The sequence below is a fragment of the Streptomyces lycii genome, assembly GCF_009735685.1.
In the GTDB taxonomy this organism is placed as follows: domain Bacteria; phylum Actinomycetota; class Actinomycetes; order Streptomycetales; family Streptomycetaceae; genus Streptomyces; species Streptomyces lycii.
The window spans coordinates 1-22,004 of sequence record NZ_WHPN01000043.1; the positions used below are offsets into that span (position 1 = coordinate 1).

The 22,004-nt window shown below is 72.0% G+C and carries 17 protein-coding genes; 10 read left to right on the forward strand and 7 right to left on the reverse strand.

Annotation, left to right across the window (positions count from 1 at the left end; translation table 11 throughout):
* Positions 1–1,768, forward strand: a 1,768-nt coding sequence (locus GCU69_RS02240) for an ATP-binding SpoIIE family protein phosphatase (protein ID WP_156204979.1), incomplete at its 5' end; no start/stop codon positions are given.
* Positions 1,769–1,902: 134 nt separating this feature from the next.
* Here the strand turns inward: GCU69_RS02240 and GCU69_RS02245 are convergent.
* On the reverse strand, positions 1,903–4,119 hold the full coding sequence (locus GCU69_RS02245) for a transglycosylase domain-containing protein (protein ID WP_098753748.1): 2,217 nt from the start codon (positions 4,117–4,119) through the stop codon (positions 1,903–1,905).
* 303 nt (positions 4,120–4,422) lie between these two features.
* On the opposite strand from GCU69_RS02245, the gene GCU69_RS02250 reads away from it, so the two are divergent.
* Together GCU69_RS02250 and GCU69_RS02255 are read left to right on the forward strand one after the other, a co-directional pair.
* Complete coding sequence (locus tag GCU69_RS02250; RefSeq protein ID WP_098753752.1) at positions 4,423–5,325, forward strand: SPFH domain-containing protein; 903 nt, start codon at positions 4,423–4,425, stop codon at positions 5,323–5,325.
* Positions 5,322–5,612, forward strand: a complete 291-nt coding sequence (locus GCU69_RS02255) for a hypothetical protein (protein ID WP_098753747.1) — start codon at positions 5,322–5,324, stop codon at positions 5,610–5,612. The genes GCU69_RS02250 and GCU69_RS02255 overlap by 4 nt, the downstream gene beginning before the upstream one ends.
* Before the next feature lie 143 nt (positions 5,613–5,755).
* On the opposite strand, the gene GCU69_RS02260 is transcribed toward GCU69_RS02255, so the two are convergent.
* Complete coding sequence (locus tag GCU69_RS02260) at positions 5,756–6,922, reverse strand: endo-1,4-beta-xylanase (RefSeq protein WP_098753746.1); 1,167 nt, start codon at positions 6,920–6,922, stop codon at positions 5,756–5,758.
* Positions 6,923–7,381: 459 nt separating this feature from the next.
* Between GCU69_RS02260 and GCU69_RS02265 the strand changes: the two genes are divergently transcribed.
* From GCU69_RS02265 to GCU69_RS02275, 3 genes are read left to right on the forward strand one after another with little or no spacing between them, the layout of a single operon-like run.
* Positions 7,382–7,906 (forward strand): PadR family transcriptional regulator, encoded by a 525-nt coding sequence (locus tag GCU69_RS02265; RefSeq protein ID WP_098755203.1) that lies wholly within the window; start codon positions 7,382–7,384, stop codon positions 7,904–7,906.
* A complete protein-coding gene (locus GCU69_RS02270) occupies positions 7,903–8,589 on the forward strand; it encodes an ABC transporter ATP-binding protein (protein ID WP_098755202.1) in 687 nt (228 codons plus the stop codon). The genes GCU69_RS02265 and GCU69_RS02270 overlap by 4 nt, the downstream gene beginning before the upstream one ends.
* Positions 8,586–10,979 (forward strand): FtsX-like permease family protein, encoded by a 2,394-nt coding sequence (locus tag GCU69_RS02275; RefSeq protein WP_156204980.1) that lies wholly within the window; start codon positions 8,586–8,588, stop codon positions 10,977–10,979. The genes GCU69_RS02270 and GCU69_RS02275 overlap by 4 nt, the downstream gene beginning before the upstream one ends.
* Positions 10,980–11,257: 278 nt before the next feature.
* Here the strand turns inward: GCU69_RS02275 and GCU69_RS02280 are convergent, their stop codons facing one another.
* Positions 11,258–12,283, reverse strand: coding sequence for a hydrogen peroxide-inducible genes activator (locus GCU69_RS02280; RefSeq protein WP_156204981.1), 1,026 nt, complete (start codon positions 12,281–12,283; stop codon positions 11,258–11,260).
* A 157-nt stretch (positions 12,284–12,440) separates the two neighbouring features.
* Between GCU69_RS02280 and GCU69_RS02285 the strand changes: the two genes are divergently transcribed.
* Together GCU69_RS02285 and GCU69_RS02290 are read left to right on the forward strand one after the other, a co-directional pair.
* The gene (locus GCU69_RS02285) at positions 12,441–12,995 is read left to right on the forward strand and encodes a peroxiredoxin (protein ID WP_098755199.1); all 555 of its coding nucleotides are present in this window, start codon (positions 12,441–12,443) and stop codon (positions 12,993–12,995) included.
* Positions 12,996–13,002: 7 nt separating this feature from the next.
* Positions 13,003–13,536, forward strand: a complete 534-nt coding sequence (locus tag GCU69_RS02290; RefSeq protein WP_098755198.1) for an alkyl hydroperoxide reductase — start codon at positions 13,003–13,005, stop codon at positions 13,534–13,536.
* 122 nt (positions 13,537–13,658) lie between these two features.
* Here the strand turns inward: GCU69_RS02290 and GCU69_RS02295 are convergent, their stop codons facing one another.
* From GCU69_RS02295 to GCU69_RS02305, 3 genes are all read right to left on the reverse strand, one after another.
* Positions 13,659–15,014, reverse strand: coding sequence for an AI-2E family transporter (locus GCU69_RS02295; protein WP_156204982.1), 1,356 nt, complete (start codon positions 15,012–15,014; stop codon positions 13,659–13,661).
* 112 nt (positions 15,015–15,126) lie between these two features.
* The gene (locus GCU69_RS02300; protein ID WP_098755196.1) at positions 15,127–15,834 is read right to left on the reverse strand and encodes an aggregation-promoting factor C-terminal-like domain-containing protein; all 708 of its coding nucleotides are present in this window, start codon (positions 15,832–15,834) and stop codon (positions 15,127–15,129) included.
* A 459-nt stretch (positions 15,835–16,293) separates the two neighbouring features.
* Entirely contained in the window at positions 16,294–17,631 is a 1,338-nt protein-coding gene (locus GCU69_RS02305; RefSeq protein WP_098755195.1) for a PhoH family protein, read from the reverse strand.
* A gap of 660 nt (positions 17,632–18,291) precedes the next feature.
* On the opposite strand from GCU69_RS02305, the gene GCU69_RS02310 reads away from it, so the two are divergent.
* Positions 18,292–19,872 carry a sodium:solute symporter family transporter gene (locus tag GCU69_RS02310; RefSeq protein ID WP_156204983.1) on the forward strand — a complete coding sequence of 527 codons (1,581 nt, stop codon included), beginning with the start codon at positions 18,292–18,294 and terminating at the stop codon, positions 19,870–19,872.
* 153 nt (positions 19,873–20,025) lie between these two features.
* Here the strand turns inward: GCU69_RS02310 and GCU69_RS02315 are convergent, their stop codons facing one another.
* Entirely contained in the window at positions 20,026–20,844 is an 819-nt protein-coding gene (locus tag GCU69_RS02315; RefSeq protein ID WP_098755193.1) for an isoprenyl transferase, read from the reverse strand.
* A 121-nt stretch (positions 20,845–20,965) separates the two neighbouring features.
* Between GCU69_RS02315 and mgrA the strand changes: the two genes are divergently transcribed.
* Positions 20,966–22,003 carry an L-glyceraldehyde 3-phosphate reductase gene (gene mgrA, locus GCU69_RS02320; RefSeq protein ID WP_156204984.1) on the forward strand — a complete coding sequence of 346 codons (1,038 nt, stop codon included), beginning with the start codon at positions 20,966–20,968 and terminating at the stop codon, positions 22,001–22,003.
* Position 22,004: the final 1 nt, after the last annotated feature.

A 22,004-nucleotide genomic window follows, 5' to 3' on the forward strand; every position in this document is an offset into this window, starting at 1 on the left:
CGAGGCCGCCGCACGGGACCAGCGGGACGGCGACCGGCTGCGGTTCGTCGGCGCCGCGACCCGGCGGATCGCGCGCGGCATCGACCTGGACGAGAACGTCCTGGGCCTCTGCCGGGCGACGGTGCCGACCTTCGCCGACGTGATCCTGGTCTATCTGCGCGACCCGCTGCCGGTCGGTGACGAGCGCCCGGTGGAGCCCTTCCGGCTGCGCCTGCGCCGCAGCGACCGGCTGCCGGACGGCCGTACCGGCACGGGCAGCGGCGGCACGGCCGCGGCCGACGCCGGGGACGCCGACACCGGCGGCATGCGCCGCTCCGACCCGGCCGACCGCACCGGTTTCCTGCCCGCCGCCGACACCGCGGAGGTCGCCCCGGGCAGTCCGCTCGCCGAGGTGCTCCGCGGGGTGCGGCCGGTGTTCGGCGACTCGGAGACGGCCGCCGACGCGATCCCGGCGCTGCTCGGCCGGGACCACTTCATACCGGACGGCCGGCGCGCCGTCCTGGCCCCGCTGCGCGGCCGCCGCCGGGTCATCGGCGCCGCCGTCTTCCTGCGGCTCCCGGACCGCCCGGCGTTCGAGCCGGACGACCTGCTGGTGGCGGCGCAGCTGGCGACGCACACCGCGCTGGGGGTCGACAAGGCGGTGCTGTACGGCCGCGAGGCCTACATCGCCGACGCGCTCCAGCGCGCGATGCTCCCGGACTCGCTGCCCCAGCCGACCGGGGTGCGGCTCGCCAGCCGCTATCTCCCGGCCGCCGAGACGGCCCGGGTCGGCGGTGACTGGTACGACGCCATCCCGCTGCCCGGCAGCCGGGTCGCGCTGGTCGTCGGTGACGTCATGGGCCACTCCATGACCTCGGCCGCGATCATGGGCCAGCTGCGCACGACCGCGCAGACCCTGGCCCAGCTGGACCTGCCGCCGCAGGAGGTGCTGCACCACCTCGACGAGCAGGCCCAGCGGCTCGGCAGCGACCGCATGGCGACCTGCATGTACGCGGTCTACGACCCGGTGGCGCACCGCATCGTCATCGCCAACGCGGGCCATCCGCCGCCGGTACTGCTGCACCTGGGCGGCCGGGCGGAGGTGCTGCGGGTGCCGCCGGGGGCGCCGATCGGTGTCGGCGGGGTCGACTTCGAGGCCGTGGAGCTGGACGCCCCGGCCGGGGCGACGCTGCTGCTCTACACCGACGGCCTGGTCGAGTCGCGGCTGCGGGACGTGTGGACGGGCATCGAGCAGCTGCGCGAGAAGCTCGTCGCGACGGCGCGGCTGACCGGCCCGGACCATCCGCCGCCGCTGGAGCCGCTGTGCGACGAGGTGCTGGACATGCTCGGCCCGGGCGACCGGGACGACGACATCGCGCTGCTCGCCGCCCGGTTCGACGGGATCCCGCCGAGCGATGTCGCGTACTGGTTCCTGGAGCCCACCGAGCAGGCCCCGGGCAAGGCGCGCCGGCTGGCGCGGCGGGCGCTGGAGCGGTGGGGCATGGAGGAGCTGTCCGACTCCGTGGAACTCCTCGTCAGCGAGGTCGTGACGAACGCCGTCCGGTACGCCGAACGGCCGGTGACGCTGCGGCTGTTGCGCACCGACGTGCTGCGCTGCGAGGTCGGTGACGACGTTCCGCAGCTGCCGAGGCTGCGCCAGGCGCGGCCGTCGGACGAGGGCGGGCGCGGGCTGTATCTGGTGAACAGGCTGGCGCGGCGCTGGGGCGCGACCCGGCTGTCCACCGGCAAGGTCGTGTGGTTCGAGCTGGCACGGCCGAACGGCGGGTAGCCCGCCGCCCCGGTGTTACGCGCGGAGGGCCGCCCGGTGTCCGGGCGGCCCTCCGCGTGCGTACGGGTTACGGGTCCGCGCCCGTGTCCCGGGCCTCGTCCCCGCGCCCCGCGCCTCGTGCCCGCGCCCCCGGGTCAGCCGGTGCCCCGGGTCCGCTCGCCGTCCCGGCCCGGGCGGTCCGGCTCGCCCTCGGGCACGGGCAGGGTCACCGCCGGGGAGGAGGTGTCCGGCGGGGGCGGCGAGGACGTGGCCGGCGGCGGCGAGGAGGTGGTCGGCGGCGGAGGCGTCGTGGTGTCGGGCGGGGCGGAGGGCGCGGACGTGGTCGGGTCGGGTTCGTCGGAGGCGTCGGGCGAACGGCTCGGCGGCGGGGTCTCGGCGAGCCGGTCGTCCACCACGAGGTCGAACTCGGCCGCCGTGCCGTCGCCGAGGACGCGGTCGTGGTACGCCGACCAGATCTCGGCGGGATAGCCGCCGCCGTTGACCCTCCCGCCGCCTCCGGCGCCGCTCAGCGTCACCTGCTTGCCGCCCTCGGCCTCGCCGAAGAGCCCGACGGTGGTGACCAGCTCCGGGGTGTAGCCCGCGAACCAGGCGGACTTGTTGTCGTCCGAGGTGCCGGTCTTGCCCGCGAAGTTGAGCCGCTCGGAGCGGATGCCGCTGGCGGTGCCGTCGTTGACCACGCCCTGGAGCACGGAGGTGACGGTGTCCGCCGTCTCGCGCTCCACGACCTGGTCGCCGATCGGGTCGGGCAGCTCCACCTCCTGGCCGTCGCGCTCGGCGGAGGCGATGATCCGGGGCGTGACCTTCTCGCCGTGGTTGTCGAGGGTGGCGTACACGGCGGCCATGTCGAGCGGGCTGGCGCCCATGACACCGAGGGACATGGCGGGCTTGACGTCGAAGCCGCCCGCCTCGGCGTCGAGGCCGAGTTCGATGGCGGACTGCTTGGTGCGCTCCAGTCCGACGTCGACCGCCATCTGCGCGAAGACCGAGTTCACGGAGCTGTTCATGGCCTTCTGGACGCTGACGGGGCCGTAGTCCACGTCGTCCTCGTTCGGTGGCGCGAACGGGGTGTCGCTGCCCTCGACGGGCCGCTCGCTGGTGCCGTCGTAGACCGTGGTCGGCAGGATCGGCGCGCCGTCCTGGGTCTCCGCTCCGGTGTCCAGCGCGGCGGCCAGGATGATCGGCTTGAAGGTCGAGGCGGGCTGGTAGTCCTGCCGGGTCGCGTTGTTGATGTAGTGCTTGACGAAGTCCCGTCCGCCGTACATGGCCAGCACCTTGCCGGTGGCGGGGTCGACGGAGACGGCTCCCGGCTGGACGTGACCGTCGACCTTGCGCTTCTCCGGGTCGAGTTCGTCCAGCAGCGTCTGCTCCACCGCCTTCTCCAGCTGCTGCTGCTTCTTCTTGTCGATGTTGAGTTTGATGTTCCAGCCGCGGGCGGCGAGCAGTTGCTCGTCGACTCCGGCGGCGGCCAGCTCGGCCTCGGCCGCCTGGATCAGATAGCCGGCCTGGCCGTCGAGGCCCGGATTGGGCTTGGGGGCGCCGGGTTCGTCGAACTTCATGCCCTGCCGCTCGCCGCCGTCGAGCCACTTCATCTCGACCATGTTGTCCAGCACGTAGTTCCAGCGTTCCAGGACGGTCTTCCGGGTGCCCTCGGAGGCGACGGCCCAGTCGTAGCTGCTCGGCGCCTGGAGCAGTGCGGCGAGGTAGGCGCCCTGTTCGACGGTCAGGTCCTCCACGTCGGTGCCGTAGTACGCCTGGGCAGCGGCCTGGACCCCGTACGCGCCCCGCCCGAAGTAGCTGGTGTTGAGGTAGCCGGCGAGTATCTCGTCCTTGCTCTTCTGCTGGTCGACCTTGAGCGCGATGATCAGCTCTTTGGCCTTGCGGGTGACCGTCTGCTCCTGGCTGAGGTAGTAGTTCTTGACGTACTGCTGGGTGATGGTGGAGCCGCCCTGCTTGTCACCGCGCAGGGTCGAGAGCAGCGCGCGGGTGGTGCCCCGCAGGTCGACGCCGTTGTCCTGGTAGAAGGTCTTGTTCTCGGCGGCGACGAAGGCCCGCTGGATCTCCTTCGGGACCCGGCTGATGTCCACGATCTCGCGGTTGACCGTCCCGTCCCGGGCGATGAGGGAGCCGTCGGCGTAGGTGTAGACGTTGCTCTGCTCGCTGGCCTCGGCGTTGCCCTCGGGGACGTCGACGAGCAGATACAGCACGATGAAGGTGCCCACGCCGAGCGCGCCCACCAGGACGAGGGCGCCCAGCAGCTTCTTCCAGGTGAACAGGCGGCCGCTGCCGCCGCGTTTCGGCTTGGCGCGGCGGGCCCCCCGCTGCCGCGCCCTGCGTTCGTCGGCTCGTCCCATGGTCTCGCGACTCCAGTGTCCGTTCGCCTGTTCGCCCCCCTGGATCCACAGAAGTAAACACCGGTTCTGTGCCGATACGCCCCCCGCTCCGGCGTTTTCGTGGCGTGAGAATCAGCACCCCCGCAAGGGGGAACCGATGTGCGAAGCCTCACGTCCTGTTAAAGTGATATCACTTTGCTAGACCTGGAACCGGCGGTCGCCGGTGTCCGAACAGGAACGGGGAGCCCAGTGACCAACACTCCGCACAGCACGCCGAACGATGCCGCGCCCGGCACCGTGCCCGACCCCGAGAACGCCCCCGAGATGCCCAAGCCGCAGGTCCGCGAGTTCACCGCGCACAGCATCGGCGGCGCGCTGGCGCTCCTCCTCGGCCTGCTCGGGCTGCTGGCCGGCATCGGCGTGATCATCGCCGGCGCGGTGGTCGCCAAGGACGGGACACCCGGACTCGGCGTGCCGCTGATCATCCTCGGCATCCTGCTCTTCATCGGCTCGATCTTCGCGATGTGCGGCCTCAACATGGTGGCGCCGGGCGAGGCCCGCGTCGTCCAGCTCTTCGGCCGCTACACCGGCACCATCCGCACCGACGGCCTGCGCTGGGTCAATCCGCTGACCACCCGGGAGAAGATCTCCACCCGGGTCCGCAACCACGAGACGGCCGTCCTGAAGGTCAACGACGCCTACGGCAACCCGGTGGAACTGGCCGCCGTCGTCGTCTGGAAGGTCGAGGACACCGCGCAGGCGGTCTTCGAGGTGGACGACTTCCTGGAGTTCGTCTCCACCCAGACCGAGGCCGCCGTACGGCACATCGCGATCGAGTACCCGTACGACGCCCGGGAGGAGCACGACCTCTCGCTGCGCGGCAACGCCGAGGAGATCACCGAGAAGCTCGCCGCCGAGCTGTCCGCCCGGGTCCAGGCGGCCGGAGTGCGGATCATCGAGTCCCGCTTCACCCACCTCGCGTACGCCCCGGAGATCGCCTCCGCGATGCTCCAGCGCCAGCAGGCGGGCGCGGTCGTCGCGGCCCGCCGGGAGATCGTGGACGGCGCCGTCGGCATGGTCGAGGCGGCACTGGCCCGGATCACCGAGCAGGACATCGTGGAACTCGACGAGGAGCGGAAGGCCAGCATGGTCAGCAACCTCATGGTCGTGCTCTGCGGCGACCGCGCGCCCCAGCCGGTGCTGAACACGGGCTCCCTCTACCAGTGACCGGCGACCCCGGGAGCCGGGGCAAGGAGCCCGACCCCCCGAAGCGACCGCCGCGGCAGCGGCGCAAGCAGGTGCTGCTGCGGCTCGACCCGGCCGTGCACGACGCGATCGCCGCCTGGGCCGCGTCCGAACTGCGCTCCGCCAACGCGCAGATCGAGTTCCTGCTCCGGCGCGCCCTGGCGGAGGCAGGACGGCTGCCGAGGACGGCTGGCCCGCTCCCGAAGCGGGGCCGGCCGGCGAGACCCGGCCCCGGCGGGGCGCCGCCGGAGACGGAGACCGAGGGCTGAAGCCCGGGCGCAGGGCCGGGCGAACGCCCCTTCGGGGCGGAAGCCGTGACCGGGCCCCGGCGGTTGGAATCACCGGGGCCCGGTCTCGGGCCGGACCCGCCACCCAACGCCCGGTCGCGGCGGTGACGGGTCCGGCGCTGTTCTCAGTGCCTGCCGTGCGGCTTGCGGCCCTCGGCCTTCTTCGCTTCCTTCAGGGTGTCCCGCAGGGCGTAGAAGGCGGGCTTCCGCTCGAAGTCGCCGGTCATGACCGTCGCGGCGCCCTCACCCTCGAAGAACACCGGCACCCAGGAGTACTTGTCGGTGAAGCCCCAGATGGTGAACGAGTTGCAGTCCTCCACGGCCAGGCACGCGGACAGCGTCCGCTGGTACCAGTCGGCCTGCTGCTCCAGCTGCTCGTCGGTCGGCTCACCGCTCTCCGGCAGGTCCATGCGGACGTCCAGCTCGGTGACGGCCGTCTCCAGGCCCAGCTCGTCGAACCGCCGCAGGTTCTCCTCCAGGCCGGCGGGGAAGCCGTAACGCATGCTCAGGTGCGCCTGGACGGAGAAGCCGTGCACGGGCACGCCCTGCTCCAGCAGGTCCTGGGTGAGCCGGTAGTAGGCGTCGCTCTTGGCGCCCACTTCCTCGACTCCGTAGTCGTTGAAGAAGAGCTTGGCCTCCGGGTCGGCCTCGTGGGTCCAACGGAAGGCGTCGGCGATGATGCCCGGGCCGAGCTCGCGGATCCAGATGTTCTCCTCGCTGCGCAGGTTGCCCTGCTCGTCGAAGATCTCGTTGGCCACGTCCCACTGCTGGATCTTGCCGGCGTAGCGGCCGACGACGGTGGTGATGTGGTCGTGCAGGATCTCGCGCAGCTCCTCCTTGGTGAAGTCGCCCTCCTCCAGCCAGGCCGGGTTCTGGCTGTGCCACAGCAGCGTGTGGCCGCGCACGACCTGGTTGTTGCGCTCGGCGAACTCGGCGATGGCGTCGGCCGACTCGAAGTTGTAGGTGTCCTGCTCGGGACGCAGGTACTCCCACTTCATCTGGTTCTCGGCGGAGACCGAGCTGAACTGCTTCGCCAGGGTCTTCCGGTACTCCCGGTCGGAGGAGAACGGGTCCGGGTAGTCCTGCTCGAGGTGGTGGCCGCCGCCCGCCACGGCGGTGCCCACGTAGAACCCCTTGGGAGCGGCATCGCGCAGCCGGTCGGACTTGCCCTTGGAATGGTGCTGCGAGCCCCGGTGGTCGGAGGGCCGGTCGGCCATGGCCGATGGCGCCAGCAGCGGCAGCGACAGGGCGGCCGTCGCGAGCGCGGCGGTGACGAAGCGGCTGGTTTTCATCGGGGGACTCCCTTTCGGACGCCTTACCGAAAACTTCCGGAAAAGATTTCGGACGTATGGCTCCCGGACGTTAAGGGCTTGTGAGGCCGGGGTCAATACCCGTTACACAGGCAACTTCCGGGGCCCGCCGGTGGCCGGATCCGAACGGGTGCGGAAAGAGCCACGCCACCGGCATCCACACCCACCCGCACCGCCCCCGTGACACCCCGCCAGCCCGCCTCCGGATCCGCGTTCACCCCGCGCTCCCCCCGCACACTTCCCCACGCGCCTCCCTCCGCGCTCCCCCCGCGCCCCCCGGGCTTCCCCCGCTCCGCTCTTCAGGCCGCCGCACCCCGACGACTCCCCCGCACCGTGCGGAACACCTCCCACCACCCATCCGACCTGCGCAAACACCACCCTGTAAGCCACCCGGAGCGCAGGTATACACACGGTGTATACACATGGTGTACAGTGCCGCGCATGTCCATCGGTCACACCCTGCTCGGACTCCTGGAGTCCGGCCCGCGCCACGGTTACGACCTCAAGCGCGCCTTCGACGAACGCTTCGGGCACGACAAGCCGCTGCACTACGGCCAGGTCTACTCGACCATGTCCCGGCTGCTGAAGAACGGCCTCGTGGAGGTCGACGGCATCGAGCCCGGCGGCGGCCCCGAGCGCAAGCGGTACGCCATCACCGACGCCGGGGTCACCGACGTCGAGACCTGGCTGGCGCAGCCGGAGAAGCCCGAGCCGTACCTCCAGTCCACCCTCTACACCAAGGTCGTGCTCTCCCTGCTCACCGGGCGGAACGCGGCCGACCTGCTGGACGGCCAGCGGGCCGAACACCTGCGGCTGATGCGCGAGCTGACCCGCCGCAAGGCCGGTGGCGACCTCGCCGACCAGCTGATCTGCGACCACGCCCTGTTCCACCTCGAAGCCGACCTGCGCTGGCTCGAGATGACCGCCGCCCGGCTCGACCGACTCGCCTCGGAGGTCCGCTCATGACTCCCACCGGTGCCCTCCTGACAGCCGGGGCCCTGCGCAAGACGTACGGCGCCACCCTCGCGCTCGACGGGGCCGACTTCGGCATCCACCCCGGCGAGGTCGTCGCGGTCATGGGCCCGTCCGGCTCCGGCAAGTCGACCCTGCTGCACTGCCTGGCCGGGATCGTCCGGCCGGACTCCGGCGAGGTCCGCTACCGCGGCCGCGAGCTGTCCGCGATGTCCGACGCCGAGCGGAGCGCCCTGCGCCGCAGCGACTTCGGCTTCGTCTTCCAGTTCGGCCAGCTGGTGCCCGAGCTGACCTGCGTGGAGAACGTCGCGCTGCCGCTGCGGCTGTCGGGCGTCAAGCGCCGGGAGGCCGAGGCGCGGTCCACCGAGTGGCTGGACCGGTTGGAGGTGTCCGACGTGGCCGGCAAGCGGCCCGGTGAGGTGTCCGGCGGCCAGGGCCAGCGCGTCGCCGTGGCCCGTTCCCTGGTGACCGGTCCGCGCGTGCTGTTCGCCGACGAGCCGACCGGCGCCCTCGACTCGCTGAACGGCGAGCGCGTCATGCAGCTCCTCACCGAGGCCGCGCGCGACTCCCGCACCGCGGTCGTCCTCGTCACCCACGAGCCGCGCGTCGCCGCCTACTCCGACCGCGAGGTCGTCGTACGGGACGGCGTGGCCCGGGACATGGCGGGTGTCGCATGAGCGGCACCGCGACCACCGAACGCACCCGGACCGGCGCGGCACCGCCGGCCGACCGGCGCGGCAGCCTCGCGCGCTGGGCCGCCGATCTGCTGATGGGTGTCCGGTTCGCCGTCACCGGCGGCCGGGAGGGCTGGGTCCGTACGATCCTGACGGCCGTCGGCGTCGGCCTCGGCGTGGCGCTGCTGCTGGGCGCCGCGTCCGTCCCCGAGATGATGGCCTCCCGCGACATCCGCAACTCGGCCCGCTCCAACCTCGGCGGCGAGGACCTGAAACCGGGGCCGGAAACCCTCCGGGTCGGGCAGGCCGACACCGAGTTCCGGGACGAGCCGATCCTGGGCCTGCTGGTGCGCCCGGACGGCGACAACCCGCCCGTGCCGCCCGGCCTGGGCGAACTCCCCGGCCCGGGCGAGATGGTGGTCTCCCCCGCCCTCGCCGGCTTCCTGAAGGCCCCCGGCAACGAGCTGCTGCGGGAGCGCCTGGACGACCGGATCACCGGCACCATCGGCGACCGGGGACTCAGCGGCCCGGACGAGATGATCTACTACGCGGGCGGCACCGCCGAGGACTTCGCGGGCGGACGCGGCTACCGCATCGACCACTTCGGCTCCCCCAGCGTCGTCGACCCGCTCTCACCCGAGCTGCTGCTGCTCGTCGTCGTCGCCTGTGTGGTGCTGCTGCTCCCGGTGGCCATCTTCGTCGCCACGGCGGTGCGGTTCGGCGGCGAACGCCGGGACCGGAGGCTGGCCGCGCTGCGGCTGGTCGGCGCCGACGGGCGGATGACCCGGCGGATCGCCGCGGGCGAGGCCATGTTCGGGGCGCTGGTCGGGCTTCTCGTCGGCGGCGCCCTGTTCCTGGCGCTGCGCCGGTTCGCCGACGACGTCACGCTGGCGGGCGTCAGCCTCTTCCCGCACGACATCCGGCCCTCCGCCGGGCTCGCGGCGCTGATCGCCGTCGCCGTGCCCGTCTCGGCCGTCGCCGTCACCCTGCTGGCGCTGCGGGGCGTCGCCATCGAGCCGCTGGGTGTCGTGCGGAACACGGTCCCGCGCCGCCGCAGGCTGTGGTGGCGGCTGCTGCTGCCCGTCCTCGGCGTGGCGGTCCTGGCGCCGATGATCGGCGACTTCGCCGGCGGCACCTCGACCTCGAACACCGGCACCTACGTGGTCGCCCTCGGCACGGTCCTGCTGCTCGTCGGCATCACGGCGCTGCTGCCCTGGCTCGTCGAGACCGTGGTGGGCCGCTTCAGCGGCGGCCCGCTGCCCTGGCAGCTGGCGACCCGCCGGCTCCAGCTCAGCAGCGGCACGGCGGCCCGCGCGGTCAGCGGGATCACCGTGGCCGTCGCCGGGGCCATCGCCATCCAGATGCTGTTCGCCAGTGTGGAGGAGACCAACACCCGGGACACCGGCCAGGACACCGGCCGGTTCCAGATGCAGGCCGACACCACGATCGGGAGCGCGGCGGAGGCCCGGGAGTTCTTCGGCCGGTTCCGCACCTCCGAGGGGAGCCGGAGTGTCGCCTCCGTGGTCGGGGCGAGCATCACGGAGCCGGAGGGGAAGAGCCCGGACCCCGGGTTCGACTCCATCACCGTCGGCGACTGCGCCTCACTGCGGGAGCTGGCCTCCGTCGGGGAGAACTGCGAGGACGGCGACGTGTTCGTCACCGAGGTGCGGGAGGACCACGGGTTCGCCGTCCCCGGCGGGACCGTCGAACTCGCTGTCGGCGAGACGGGCGAGCCGGCCGAGGACTCGGATCCCTGGACCGTCCCGGAGTCGGCCCGGATCGTGCAGCCCCGCACCCATCCGGCAGGGCTGGACCCCTCCGGCGTCCTCGCCACCCCCTCGGCCGTCGACGTGGAGCGGCTGAGCGGCCCGATGGCGACCGTCATGATCCAGCTCGACCCCGGGGAACCGGACGCGGTGGAACACGTCCGCAACACGGCGGCCGAGATCTCCCCGCTGGTCGACGTCTACACCCTGACGAGCACCAGCGAGTCGGAGCAGTTCACCACCATCCGGCGCGGCCTGTTCTTCGCCGCCACCGCCACACTGCTGCTCATCGGCGCCAGCTTGGTGGTCTCCACCCTGGAGCAGCTCCGCGAGCGCCGCAGACTGCTGTCCGTGCTGGTCGCCTTCGGCACCCGGCGCACGACCCTCGCCTGGTCCGTGCTGTGGCAGACGGCCGTGCCGGTGGTGCTCGGGCTGGCGCTCGCCGTGGCCGGCGGTCTCGGGCTCGGGGTGCTGCTGCTGAAGATGGTCGGCACGCCGCTCGCCGTGGACTGGGGGAACCTCGCCGCCATGGCCGGCATCGGCGGCGGGGTGATCCTGCTGGTGACCGCGCTGAGTCTGCCGCCGCTGTGGCGGATGATGCGGCCCGAGGGGCTCCGTACGGAGTAGCTCAGCGGGTACGGAGCGGCCGGCCCGGTACGCACGGGGCCGAACACGAACGCCCCGTGGGCCACCCCCACGGCCCACGGGGTACGCCCGGCGCACCGTCCACCGGGGGGACGGTGCGCCGGGCACGGGCGCGCGGGAGCGGTCCGGGCACGGGCCGGGGGCGGGAGCGGTCCGGCACCGGCGGAGGGGCGGAGGCGGTCCGGCGGGCACGGCTCCCGGCGCCGCGGAGCCCGGAGTTCAGGCGCCGGCAGCCGGGGCGGGCCCCCGGGGGAAGCCGCCTAGGCGCCGGGCCCGGGCTCCGCGCCGGAAGCGGGCCCGGCCCCGGGATCCGGTTCCGCTATCCGTACCGGCAGGCTCCTCAGCGCCTCGCGCAGCGCGCCCGCGAAGGACTCGAACTCCTCCTGCCGTGCCGCCCCCGTGCGCATGGCGAGGGCGATCCGGCGGGACGGCGCCGGGTCGGCGAACCAGCCGGTCGCCAGCTGCCAGGAACGGCCGGCCTCCACTTTGAGCGCGGTGCGCGGCAGCAGGGTGACGCCGAGCCCGCCCGCGACGAGCTGCACGAGGGTGGACAGCCCGGCGGCGCTGGTCGTCGCCCCGCCACCCTCCTCGCGGCCCGCCTCCCGGCAGATGTCGAGCGCCTGGTCCCGCATGCAGTGGCCCTCGTCGAGCAGCAGCAGATCCAGCTCGCGGAGCGCGGAACGCGGTATCCCGGCCCTGCCTCCCAGCTTGTGGTCGCGCGGGGTGACCAGCACGAAGTCCTCGTCGAACAGCGGCAGTTCGGTGACTCCCGGCGCCCCGAGGGGCACCGCGAGCATCAGCAGGTCGAGCCGGCCCCGGGCGAGCCCGTCCAGCAGCGAGGCCGTCTGCTCCTCGTGCACCTGGAGGTCCAGCTCCGGGTAGCGGTCGTGGACCAGGCGCAGCACGGTGGGCAGCAGATACGGAGCGACGGTGGGGATCACCCCGAAGCGCAGCACCCCGGTGAAGGGCGCCCGCACCGCGTCCGCCTCCTCCATCAGGTCGCCGACGGCCTCCAGGACGGTACGGGCGCGCGCCGCCAGCCGGGACCCCGCCGGGCTGAGCAGCACCTTGCGCGTCGTACGCTCCAGGAGCTGCACCCCGAGCGCCTCCTCCAGCGCGGCGACCGCGCCGGACAGCGCGGGCTGGCTCATGCCGATCTCCGCCGCGGCGTCGCGGAAGTGCAGATGCTCGGCGACGGCGGTGAAGGCGCGCAGCTGCGCCAGGCTCGGCTGCCGTACACCGTTCCGGACCGGGCCCCGGCCCGCCGCACCCCGAGTCGCCACCATGACCTCCGTCACTCGCCGTCACTGATAACCCGAACCGATCAACACGGGCGAGTGTAGCGATTTATTTGATCAATGCTGAGTGTGGCAAGGTGGACGCCGTCCAACCCTCCGGGACAATCCTCACAAAAGGCATGTCCCAACCCTGCAAGGAGAGCGTGTGCTCACTGTCGGTGACAAGTTCCCCGCCTACGACCTGACGGCCTGTGTCGACCTCGACGCGGACAAGGCGTTCGAGCAGATCAACCACAAGTCCTACGAGGGCAAGTGGCGCGTCGTCTTCTTCTGGCCGAAGGACTTCACCTTCGTCTGCCCCACCGAGATCGCGGCGTTCGGCAAGCTGAACGACGAGTTCGCCGACCGCGACGCGCAGATCCTGGGCGTCTCCGGCGACTCGGAGTTCGTGCACCACGCCTGGCGCAAGGACCACGCCGACCTGCGCGACCTGCCCTTCCCGATGCTCGCGGACTCCAAGCACGAGCTGATGCGCGACTGCGGCGTCGAGGGTGAGGACGGCTTCGCGCAGCGCGCCGTGTTCATCGTGGACCCGAACAACGAGATCCAGTTCACCATGGTGACCGCCGGTTCCGTGGGCCGTAACCCCAAGGAGGTCCTGCGGGTCCTGGACGCCCTGCAGACCGACGAGCTGTGCCCGTGCAACTGGAAGCAGGGCGACGAGACCCTGGACCCGGTCAAGCTTCTCGCGGGCGAGTGACCGGACGATGGCACTCGACGAACTGAAGGCCGCCCTCCCGGACTACGCCAAGGACCTGAAGCTGAACCTCGGCTCGGTCATCGGCAACTCCGACCTCCCCGAGCAGCAGTTGTGGGGCACGGTCCTCTCCTGCGCGATCGCCTCCCGCTCGGCGCGCGTGCTGAAGGAGCTGGAGCCGGAGGCGCAGGCGAACCTCAAGCCCGAGGCGTACACCGCTGCCAAGTCCGCCGCCGCGATCATGGCGATGAACAACGTCTACTACCGGACCCGGCACCTGCTGTCCGACCCGGAGTACGGCAACCTGCGCGCGGGTCTGCGGATGAACGTCATCGGCAACCCGGGCGTGGACAAGACGGACTTCGAGCTGTGGTCGCTCGCCGTCTCCGCGATCAACGGCTGCGGCATGTGCCTGGACTCGCACGAGCAGGTGCTCCGCAAGGCCGGCGTGGACCGTGAGACGATCCAGGAGGCGTTCAAGATCGCCGCGGTGATCCAGGCGGTCGCCGCGACGCTGGACGCCGAAGAGGTCATGGCCGGCTGATCCCGGCCGGCACCGGCTGCGTGCCTGCGAGGGCCCGTACGCACCGGAAGGGGCGCCCCCGCCACGAGCGGGGGCGCCCCTTCCGTTTCCGTTCCCCGGGTGTGCGCCGGCCGTCGGCGGGGTCAGTCCGCCGGCCGCTCCACCGGTCCCGGCCCCGGTCCCGGCCCCGGTCCCGGTTCCGTTCCCGGTGCCGCCGGTGCCGCGTCCCGCAGCGCCTGCTCCCGGGCGTGCCGGGCCAGATAGCTGACGACCGTGTTGGTGACGGCGACCAGCGGCACCGCCACCACCGCGCCGCCGATGCCCGCGATCATCGAGCCGGTGGCCACCGCGAGGACGACGGCCAGCGGATGCACCCGGACCGCCCGGCCCAGGATGAAGGGCTGGAGGATGTGGCCCTCGATCTGCTGCACCAGCAGCACCACGGCGAGCACCAGCAGGGCGCTGAACGGGCCGTTGGTGACCAGCGCGACGATCACGGCGAGAGCGCCGGAGACCACCGCGCCGACCAGCGGCACGAACGAGCCCAGGAAGATGATGACGGCCAGCGGCACCGCCATCGGCACATCGAGGAAGTAGATCCCGATGCCGATGAAGATGGCGTCGATCAGGGCGACCATCACCGTGCCGCGGACGTACGCGGTCAGCGTGTCCCAGGCGCGCGGGCCCGCGCCCGCGACTCCCTCGCGGGCCTGTGCCGGGACGAGCCGCAGCGTCCAGTTCCAGACCTTGCGGCCGTCGTAGAGCAGGAAGAGCGTCGAGAACAGCGCGAGGAAGAGTCCGGAGAGCACCTCGATCACGACCGTGACGCCCTGGAGCCCGGCGGAGGTGATGGCCTGGGTGTTGGTGCCGACCGCGTCGCTCAGATTCTCCGCGATGTCGTTGATCTGATCCTCGGTCACATGGAACGGGCTGTTCAGCAGCCAGGTCTTCATCTCCTGGATGCCGTCCTGGACGCTGCCCGACAGGTTGTCGATGTTCTCCATGACCTGCCACACCACGAACCAGCCCGCAAGCCCCATCAGGACGAAGCCCGTGATGGAGGTGACGGCTGTCGCGACCCCGCGCGGCAGGCCGGCCCTGCGGAGCCGGGCGACGGTCGGCTGGAGCAGCGCCGTGATCAGCAGCGCGACGACGAACGACAGCACCACCAGCCGTACGGCGCTGATGACCTGCATCAGCACCCAGAGCGTGCCGGCGAGGACCAGCAGCCGCCAGCCGGCCTCGGCCGCGACGCGCATGCCCCAGGGCACGGAGGAGGCGGGATCGGTGCGGCGCGGGACGGCCGGCGCGGCGGCCGGGAGCGGGGGGTGGTCCTCCGCCGGCAGCGCGGTGGCTCCGGAGGCTCCGGAGGGGGCGTACGCGGACGGGCCGCCCCCGTCCGGGGTCTGCTCCGCCTCGGCCCGGCGCTCGCCGAGCCTGGCCGACAGCTTGTTCAGGCCCGAGCCGAGACCCCCGAGCCAATCCGAAATCTTCGACATATCACTTCCTTGTCCCCCGTTGCCCCCGAGGTAGTCGTGACGACGTTACACGCGGGAAGCCCCCGTCCGCTGCCGCGGACGGGGGCTTCCCGAAGTGCTGTGCCCTGCGGGCTCAGTACCAGTTGTTCGCCTGCCAGAACTCCCAGGCGCCGCAGGGGCCGCCGTAACGGTCGCTCATGTAACCCAGGCCCCACTTGATCTGAGTCGCGGGGTTGGTCTGCCAGTCGGCTCCGGCCGACGACATCTTGGAGCCCGGCAGCGCCTGCATCAGGCCGTAGGCACCCGAGGAGGGGTTGCTCGCCCGGTAGTTCCAGCTGCTCTCGTGGTCAACTATGTTGCTGAAGCACTGGAACTGGTCGCCCGGCACCATCTGCCGCGCCATGGCCTGGACCTCGGCGACGGTGTAGGAGCTCTGGACGCCGAAGTCGGAGGCGTCGGCACGCGACTCGGAACGCGCCGCCTTGAGCTCGGCCTCACGCTCCTTCGCCGCCTTGGCCTCGGCCGCCTTCTTCTCCTCGGCGAGCTTCTTGGCCGCCGCGTCCTTTGCCGCCTGCTTGCGGGCTGCTTCCTCAGCGGACTTCTTCGCCTCGGCCTCGGCAGCGGTGGACTGCGCGTCCGCCTGCTCCGTCAGCGAAGCGGTCTGCGCCTGGGCGTGGTTCCCGGCGGATATGTCTGCGAGGAGCGTCGCATCGGCAGCTGTGGCCTCGACCGGATCGGCCGAACCCTGAGAGCTGCCCGAGGCCACACCGACGACGGCGCCGACGGTGGTGACCGCGGTGGCGGACGCCACGGCGAATCCCCGGACCGAAATCCGGCTCACACGGTTTCCTTCCAGCATCGTCCGCTTAGGTGACCTCGCGGACGCAATCGTGCCCCTGACACCGGCCCCCCTTGACCACCCCGGTGGCGCTGGGGTGGTTGGTCACGGGAGGCACTGGCCCGGTGCGTCCTCCCTCGGGAGGATCCGCGTGGTGCTTCGGGCGGCGTACGGCGACTCTGTTCAATTCTTGTGTGCAACCGGGCCACTGGGGGCGCCGGAGGCCGTACGCGGGGCCTGACAGAACCCACACCCTGCCGGACACGGACCGACGGAAGCAATTCCCCGGTGCGTGGGAAAGGTCACATCCCGTTTGACCGGTGAGATTTTCGGAAAGGTACGCGCGCCACAACGCCGCGCGGCTAAGCTCTTCGGCTTCGCCGCGCGGCGTCGTCGTACGTACCGCGCTTCACTCCTGAACCGGCGTCAATGCCTTCACAGTGCGAAGACGCCCCATATCCCCTACAGGTGCCCCTCTTCGAGCATTTCGGTCACCAGGGCGGCGATCGGCGAGCGTTCCGAGCGGTTGAGGGTGACATGGGCGAACAGCGGATGCCCCTTGAGCTTCTCGACGACCGCGACCACCCCGTCGTACCGCCCCACCCTGAGGTTGTCGCGTTGCGCGACGTCATGGGTGAGGACCACGCGCGAGTTGGCCCCGATCCGGGAGAGCACGGTCAGCAGGACGTTCCGCTCCAGGGACTGCGCCTCGTCGACGATGACGAAGGCGTCGTGCAGCGAGCGGCCGCGGATGTGCGTCAGCGGGAGCACCTCCAGCATCCCGCGGCCCACGACCTCCTCGATCACTTCCTTCGACGTCACCGCCGACAGCGTGTCGAAGACGGCCTGGGCCCACGGGCCCATCTTCTCCGCCTCGCTGCCCGGCAGGTAGCCGAGGTCCTGCCCGCCGACCGCGTACAGCGGCCGGAACACCATCACCTTGCGGTGCTGCCGCCGTTCCAGCACGGCCTCCAGGCCCGCGCACAGCGCCAGCGCCGACTTGCCGGTGCCGGCCCGGCCGCCCATCGAGACGATGCCGACGTCCTGGTCCAGCAGCAGGTCCAGCGCGATCCGCTGCTCGGCGCTCCGCCCGTGGATGCCGAACGCCTCCCGGTCGCCGCGCACCAGCCGTATCCGGCCGTCGGCGGTGACCCGGCCGAGCGCCTTGCCGCGCTCGGACTGGAGCACCAGGCCGGTGTGCACGGGCAGTTCCGCCACCTGGGGGACGTACGCGCTCTCCGTGGAGAACAGGTCGTCCACCGCCTCCGGCTCCACCGTCAGCTCCGCCATGCCGGTCCAGCCGGAGTCGGTGATGGCCAGCTCGGCGCGGTACTCCTCGGCGAGCAGGCCGACCGAGGACGCCTTGATGCGCAGCGGCAGGTCCTTGGAGACGACCGTGACGTCGTACCCCTCGGCCTGGAGGTTTCGCGCCACCGCCAGGATCCGGGTGTCGTTGTCCGCGAAGCCGCCGCCGGGGTGCAGGAAGGACGGCGGCAGCACCGAGGGGTCCGAGTGGTTCAACTCGACCCGCAGGGTCCCGCCGAGATCTCCGATCGGGATGGGCGCGTCCAGGCGGCCGTACCGGACCCGGTACTCGTCGAGCAGGCGCAGCGCCTGCCGGGCGAAGTAACCGAGTTCCGGGTGATGCCGCTTGGCCTCCAGTTCCGTCACCACGACCACCGGGAGCACCACTTCGTGCTCGTCGAAACGGGCCATGGCCGACGGGTCGGCCAGCAGGACACTGGTGTCGATGACATAGGTGCGCCGGTCGGGTGTACGGCGCTTCGTGCTGGTCACCACGGGTGGACGAACCCCCTCGGAAGAGGTCGGGGTGCGACGGCGTCGCGCGGGAAGGGACCGGTTCCTGGCCGCGATGCGCGGGCCGGAGACCGGCCCTCGGCGCCGCCCGTGGGCGAAACGCCGGCGGGTGCCGGACGTCTCGCACGGTCGTCCGTGTGCAAAGGGCCTCCCGGGCGGACGGCCCCATGCCGCCCGCTGCGTTCGACACCCGTGGCCCGGGCGTCGATCTGGAAGGGATATTCCCTCGAACGAGCAGAGCCATGCCCGATCGTGTGCGACAGCAGGGTTAACAGGTTCGCCACATCTCCATGATTCGACGGAGTCGGTGCAGATCACATGAAGCCCGAGGGACCAACGCAGAGGTAGCGGACAGGAGAGGACAAGCGGGGCACCGACCGTCCTGGCCGATTACTGACCGCGCTTCTACACTCGCCGCAACTCGTCGGATGCGCCCGGCGTTTCGAGCGCCCGTGCCGTCGCCGCACGCGCCCACCCCCCTCTCTCCGCTGGAGATCTCGTGTTCGCTCCACCCCTGGTTCGCCCTGCCCACCGGTCGTCCCGGCACCGCGACGGTGCCGCCGGGGAGCGCGGTGCGGCCCATCCGTGGACCCGGCTGCGGACACGCCCCGGCGCCCGCCCCGGTACGGACGGGGGGACCGCGTGATCGCCGATCTCCTCCAGGACCGCTCCGCCGCGATCTTCCTCTTCCTGGTCTCGGTCATCGCCTGTCTGCTGCTGTCCATGTGGGCCAGCCCGGACCTCGGCGACAGCCCCGAGGAGTTCTACTCCAAGGGCGCCTACTACGGACCGCTGCGCACCGGGCTCGCCCTGACGGGCGACTTCATCTCCGCCGCCGGTGTCCTCTACATCACCGGCATCGTGGCCGTCGCCGGCTTCGACGGCGTGGTGATGGTGATCGCCACCGCCCTGTCACCGCTGATGCTGCGGCTCTGGCTGGCCGCGAAACTCCCCGAGGCGCGCGGCTGGTCGCTCGGTGACGTGTTCTCGCACCGGCTGCCGGCTGTCCCCGCGCGGCGCGCGGCCGCGTTCGCGGCGCTGATCGTCTCGGTGCCGCTGCTGATCGCGCAGCTCGGCCCGATGGGTGAGATCACGGCCGCGCTGATGGGCCTGCCGGGCACGAACGGCGCCATCGCCTGCACGGTCGTGCTCGGCGTCCTGATCCTGTCCTGCGCGGCGATCGGCGGCGCCCGGGGGGCCGACGTGCTCCAGATCGGCAAGGCGATGGCGTTCCTGGTGCTCGCCCCGCTGCTGGCCCTGCTGGTGCTCGCCCATTTCGGCTGGGACGTCGGCAGGCTGACCGACGAGGCGGCCCGGGGCAGCGGCGCCGAGGACTCGTACTTCTCCTTCGGTCACCTGTTCGGCGGCGGCGCCACCGGCGCGGTCGACATGACGAGCATGGCCGTCACCGTGGTCCTGGGAGCGGCGTTCCTGCCCCACATGATCAGCCGGCTGACGTCCTCCGCCGGGCCCCGCGAGGGCCGCGCCGCCGGACGCTGGACGACGGGCGCGGTCGCCATGATGCTCTTCGCCGCCCTCTTCCTCGGCTACGGCATCCAGGCGCTGATCGGCGCCGCCGGGCTGGAGGCCGCCGGCCCGCGCGGCGGCAACAACCTGCTGCTGCTCGCCGGCGCCCTCGACGGCAGCGAACCCGGCGACCCCGGCTTCCTGCTGACCTTCATCTCCTGCGCGTCGTTCCTGACGGTGATGGCGTCCGCCTCGGTGCTGCTGCTCACCGGTTCCGCCGCGCTCTCCCACGACCTACGCCGCGCCCGGCAGGAGCGGAACGAGTCCAGCCGCAGGGCACACCCGCACACGGCGCTCGTCGTCGTCGGCGCTGTGAGCATCACGCTGGCCGTCCTGGGCCACAGCGCCAACCCGCAGTTCTGGCTGGTCCTCTCCTACACGGTGGCGGCCTCCGCGGTGCTGCCCGCGCTCTGCCTCAGCCTGCTGTGGAAGCGGTTCATGGTGACCGGGCTGCACTGGGCCGTCTACGGCGGCACCGCCGTCACCGCGGTGCTGCTCTTCTTCTCCCCCGGCGTGTCCGGCGCCCCGGACGCCCTCTTCCCCCAACTGGACTGGCAGGTCTTCCCGCTGCACGTCCCGGGGCTGGTCAGCATCCCGGCGGGCTTCCTGTTCGCCGTGGCGGGCAGCCGCACCGGCCGCCCCGTACACCGGCAGGAGCCGCCCGCGGCACCGGAGCGGGTGCCGGCCGGGCTCTGACCGGCACGGGCGGACGTACGCACGCGGGCGGACGTACGCACACGGAAGGAGGGGCGGCCCCGGGTGGGGCCGCCCCTCCTTTCCGTGCGTTCGCGCGCGTCGTCCCGTGTGCTCGCGCGTGTCGTCCCGTGTGCCGGCGCAGTGCCTCGGCCGTCAGCCGCCGTACCGGCGGTGGCGGGCCGCGTAGTCACGCAGCGCGCGCAGGAAGTCGACCTTGCGGAAGGCCGGCCAGAAGACCTCGCAGAAGTAGTACTCGGAGTGCGCGCTCTGCCAGAGCATGAAGCCGGAGAGCCGCTGCTCCCCGCTGGTGCGGATGACCAGGTCGGGGTCGGGCTGGCCGCGCGTGTAGAGATGCTCGGAGATGTGCTCCACCTCGAGCTTCTCCGCCAGCTCCGCCAGCGAGGTGCCGCGCTCGGCCTGCTCCGCGAGCAGCGAGCGGACCGCGTCGGTGATCTCCTGCCGGCCGCCGTAGCCGACGGCGACGTTGACCAGTATCCCGGTGTTGTCGGCGGTGGCCTCCTCGGCCTCCTTCAGCACGGCCTGCGTGCCCGGCGGCAGCAGGTCCATGGTGCCGACGTGGTGCACCCGCCAGCGGCCGTCGGACGCCAGGTCGCGCACCGCGTCCTCGATGATGCCGAGCAGCGGCACCAGCTCCTGCTCCGGCCGGTCGAGGTTGTCCGTCGACAGCAGCCACAGCGTGACCACCTCGACGTCCGTCTCCGAGCACCAGCCCAGCAGCTCCTGGATCTTCCCTGCGCCGGCCCGGTGGCCCTGCTCCGTGGTGCCGCCGGAGGCACGCGCCCAGCGGCGGTTGCCGTCGAGGATGACACCGATGTGCCCGGGCACCTGGTCGGTGTCGAGGCGGCCCTCGACTCTGCGGGCGTAGAGGCCGACGACCAGTTCGCGCACTGCCGCATAGGGCCCGCGGCGCTGCGGCCGCTCCTCGCTCCGACCCCCGGCATGACGCAGCATCGCCTTTTCCAGCCCCTCGTGCAGACAGATGTACGGACAGCCCCCGAAGCCAGCACATTACTGCGCACCCGGGCCACCCGCCCAACCGGAGGGCCTCACAGCGCGTGATAGGGAAGAAGCTGTGACAAACACTTCCCCCCACCGCGCGGCGGACGACCGCTACGACTCCATGACGTACCGGCGTACGGGCCGCAGCGGGCTCGAACTGCCCGAGATCTCGCTCGGGCTGTGGCACAACTTCGGCGACGACCGGGCCCTGGACTCGCAGCGCGCGATCCTGCGCCGCGCCTTCGACCTCGGGGTGACGCACTTCGACCTGGCGAACAACTACGGGCCGCCCCCGGGCTCCGCCGAGCTGAACTTCGGCAAGATCTTCGCGCAGGACTTCCGGCACCACCGGGACGAGATCGTGCTGTCCACCAAGGCCGGCTACCGGATGCACCCCGGTCCGTACGGCGAGTGGGGCTCCCGGAAGTACCTGCTGTCGTCGCTGGACGCCTCGCTGCGCCGGATGGGTGTCGATTACGTCGACATCTTCTACTCGCACCGCTTCGACCCGCGGACGCCGCTGGAGGAGACGACGGGCGCCCTCGCCACCGCCGTCCGGCAGGGCAAGGCGCTGTACGCGGGGGTGTCCTCCTACAACGCCGAGCAGACCCGGCGGGCCGCGGGACTGCTGCGCGAGATGGGGGTCCCCGCGCTGATCCACCAGCCCTCGTACTCCATGATCAACCGCTGGATCGAGGACGACGCGCTGCTCGACACCCTCCAGGAGGAGGGCATGGGCTGCATCTCCTTCGCGCCGCTCGCCCAGGGCCTGCTCACGGACAAGTATCTGCGGGGCATCCCGGAGGGCTCCCGCGCGGCGCAGGGGAAGTCGCTGGACCCGGGACTGCTGACGGAGGACGTGCTGCGGCGGCTGCGCGGGCTGAACGCCATCGCGGAGCGGCGCGGGCAGTCGCTGGCGCAGCTGGCGCTGACGTGGGTGCTGCGGGACGAGCGGATGACGTCGGCGCTGATCGGCGCGTCGAGCGTCGGCCAGCTCGAGGCGAACGTCGCGGCGCTGGACGCTCCGAAGCTCGGCGAGGACGAACTGCGGGAGATCGACACGTTCGCGACGACGACGCCGGGTGTGAACATCTGGGCGCTGCGGGGGTAGC

Coding starts and splice junctions, on each gene's coding strand:
- GCU69_RS02245 (WP_098753748.1), bottom strand. CDS start 4,119: ATGGGACGAGCCGACGAACGCAGGGCGCGGCAGCGGGGGGCCCGCCGC.
- GCU69_RS02250 (WP_098753752.1), top strand. CDS start 4,423: ATGCCCAAGCCGCAGGTCCGCGAGTTCACCGCGCACAGCATCGGCGGC.
- GCU69_RS02260 (WP_098753746.1), bottom strand. CDS start 6,922: ATGAAAACCAGCCGCTTCGTCACCGCCGCGCTCGCGACGGCCGCCCTG.
- GCU69_RS02265 (WP_098755203.1), top strand. CDS start 7,382: ATGTCCATCGGTCACACCCTGCTCGGACTCCTGGAGTCCGGCCCGCGC.
- GCU69_RS02270 (WP_098755202.1), top strand. CDS start 7,903: ATGACTCCCACCGGTGCCCTCCTGACAGCCGGGGCCCTGCGCAAGACG.
- GCU69_RS02275 (WP_156204980.1), top strand. CDS start 8,586: ATGAGCGGCACCGCGACCACCGAACGCACCCGGACCGGCGCGGCACCG.
- GCU69_RS02280 (WP_156204981.1), bottom strand. CDS start 12,283: ATGGTGGCGACTCGGGGTGCGGCGGGCCGGGGCCCGGTCCGGAACGGT.
- GCU69_RS02290 (WP_098755198.1), top strand. CDS start 13,003: ATGGCACTCGACGAACTGAAGGCCGCCCTCCCGGACTACGCCAAGGAC.
- GCU69_RS02295 (WP_156204982.1), bottom strand. CDS start 15,014: ATGTCGAAGATTTCGGATTGGCTCGGGGGTCTCGGCTCGGGCCTGAAC.
- GCU69_RS02315 (WP_098755193.1), bottom strand. CDS start 20,844: ATGCTGCGTCATGCCGGGGGTCGGAGCGAGGAGCGGCCGCAGCGCCGC.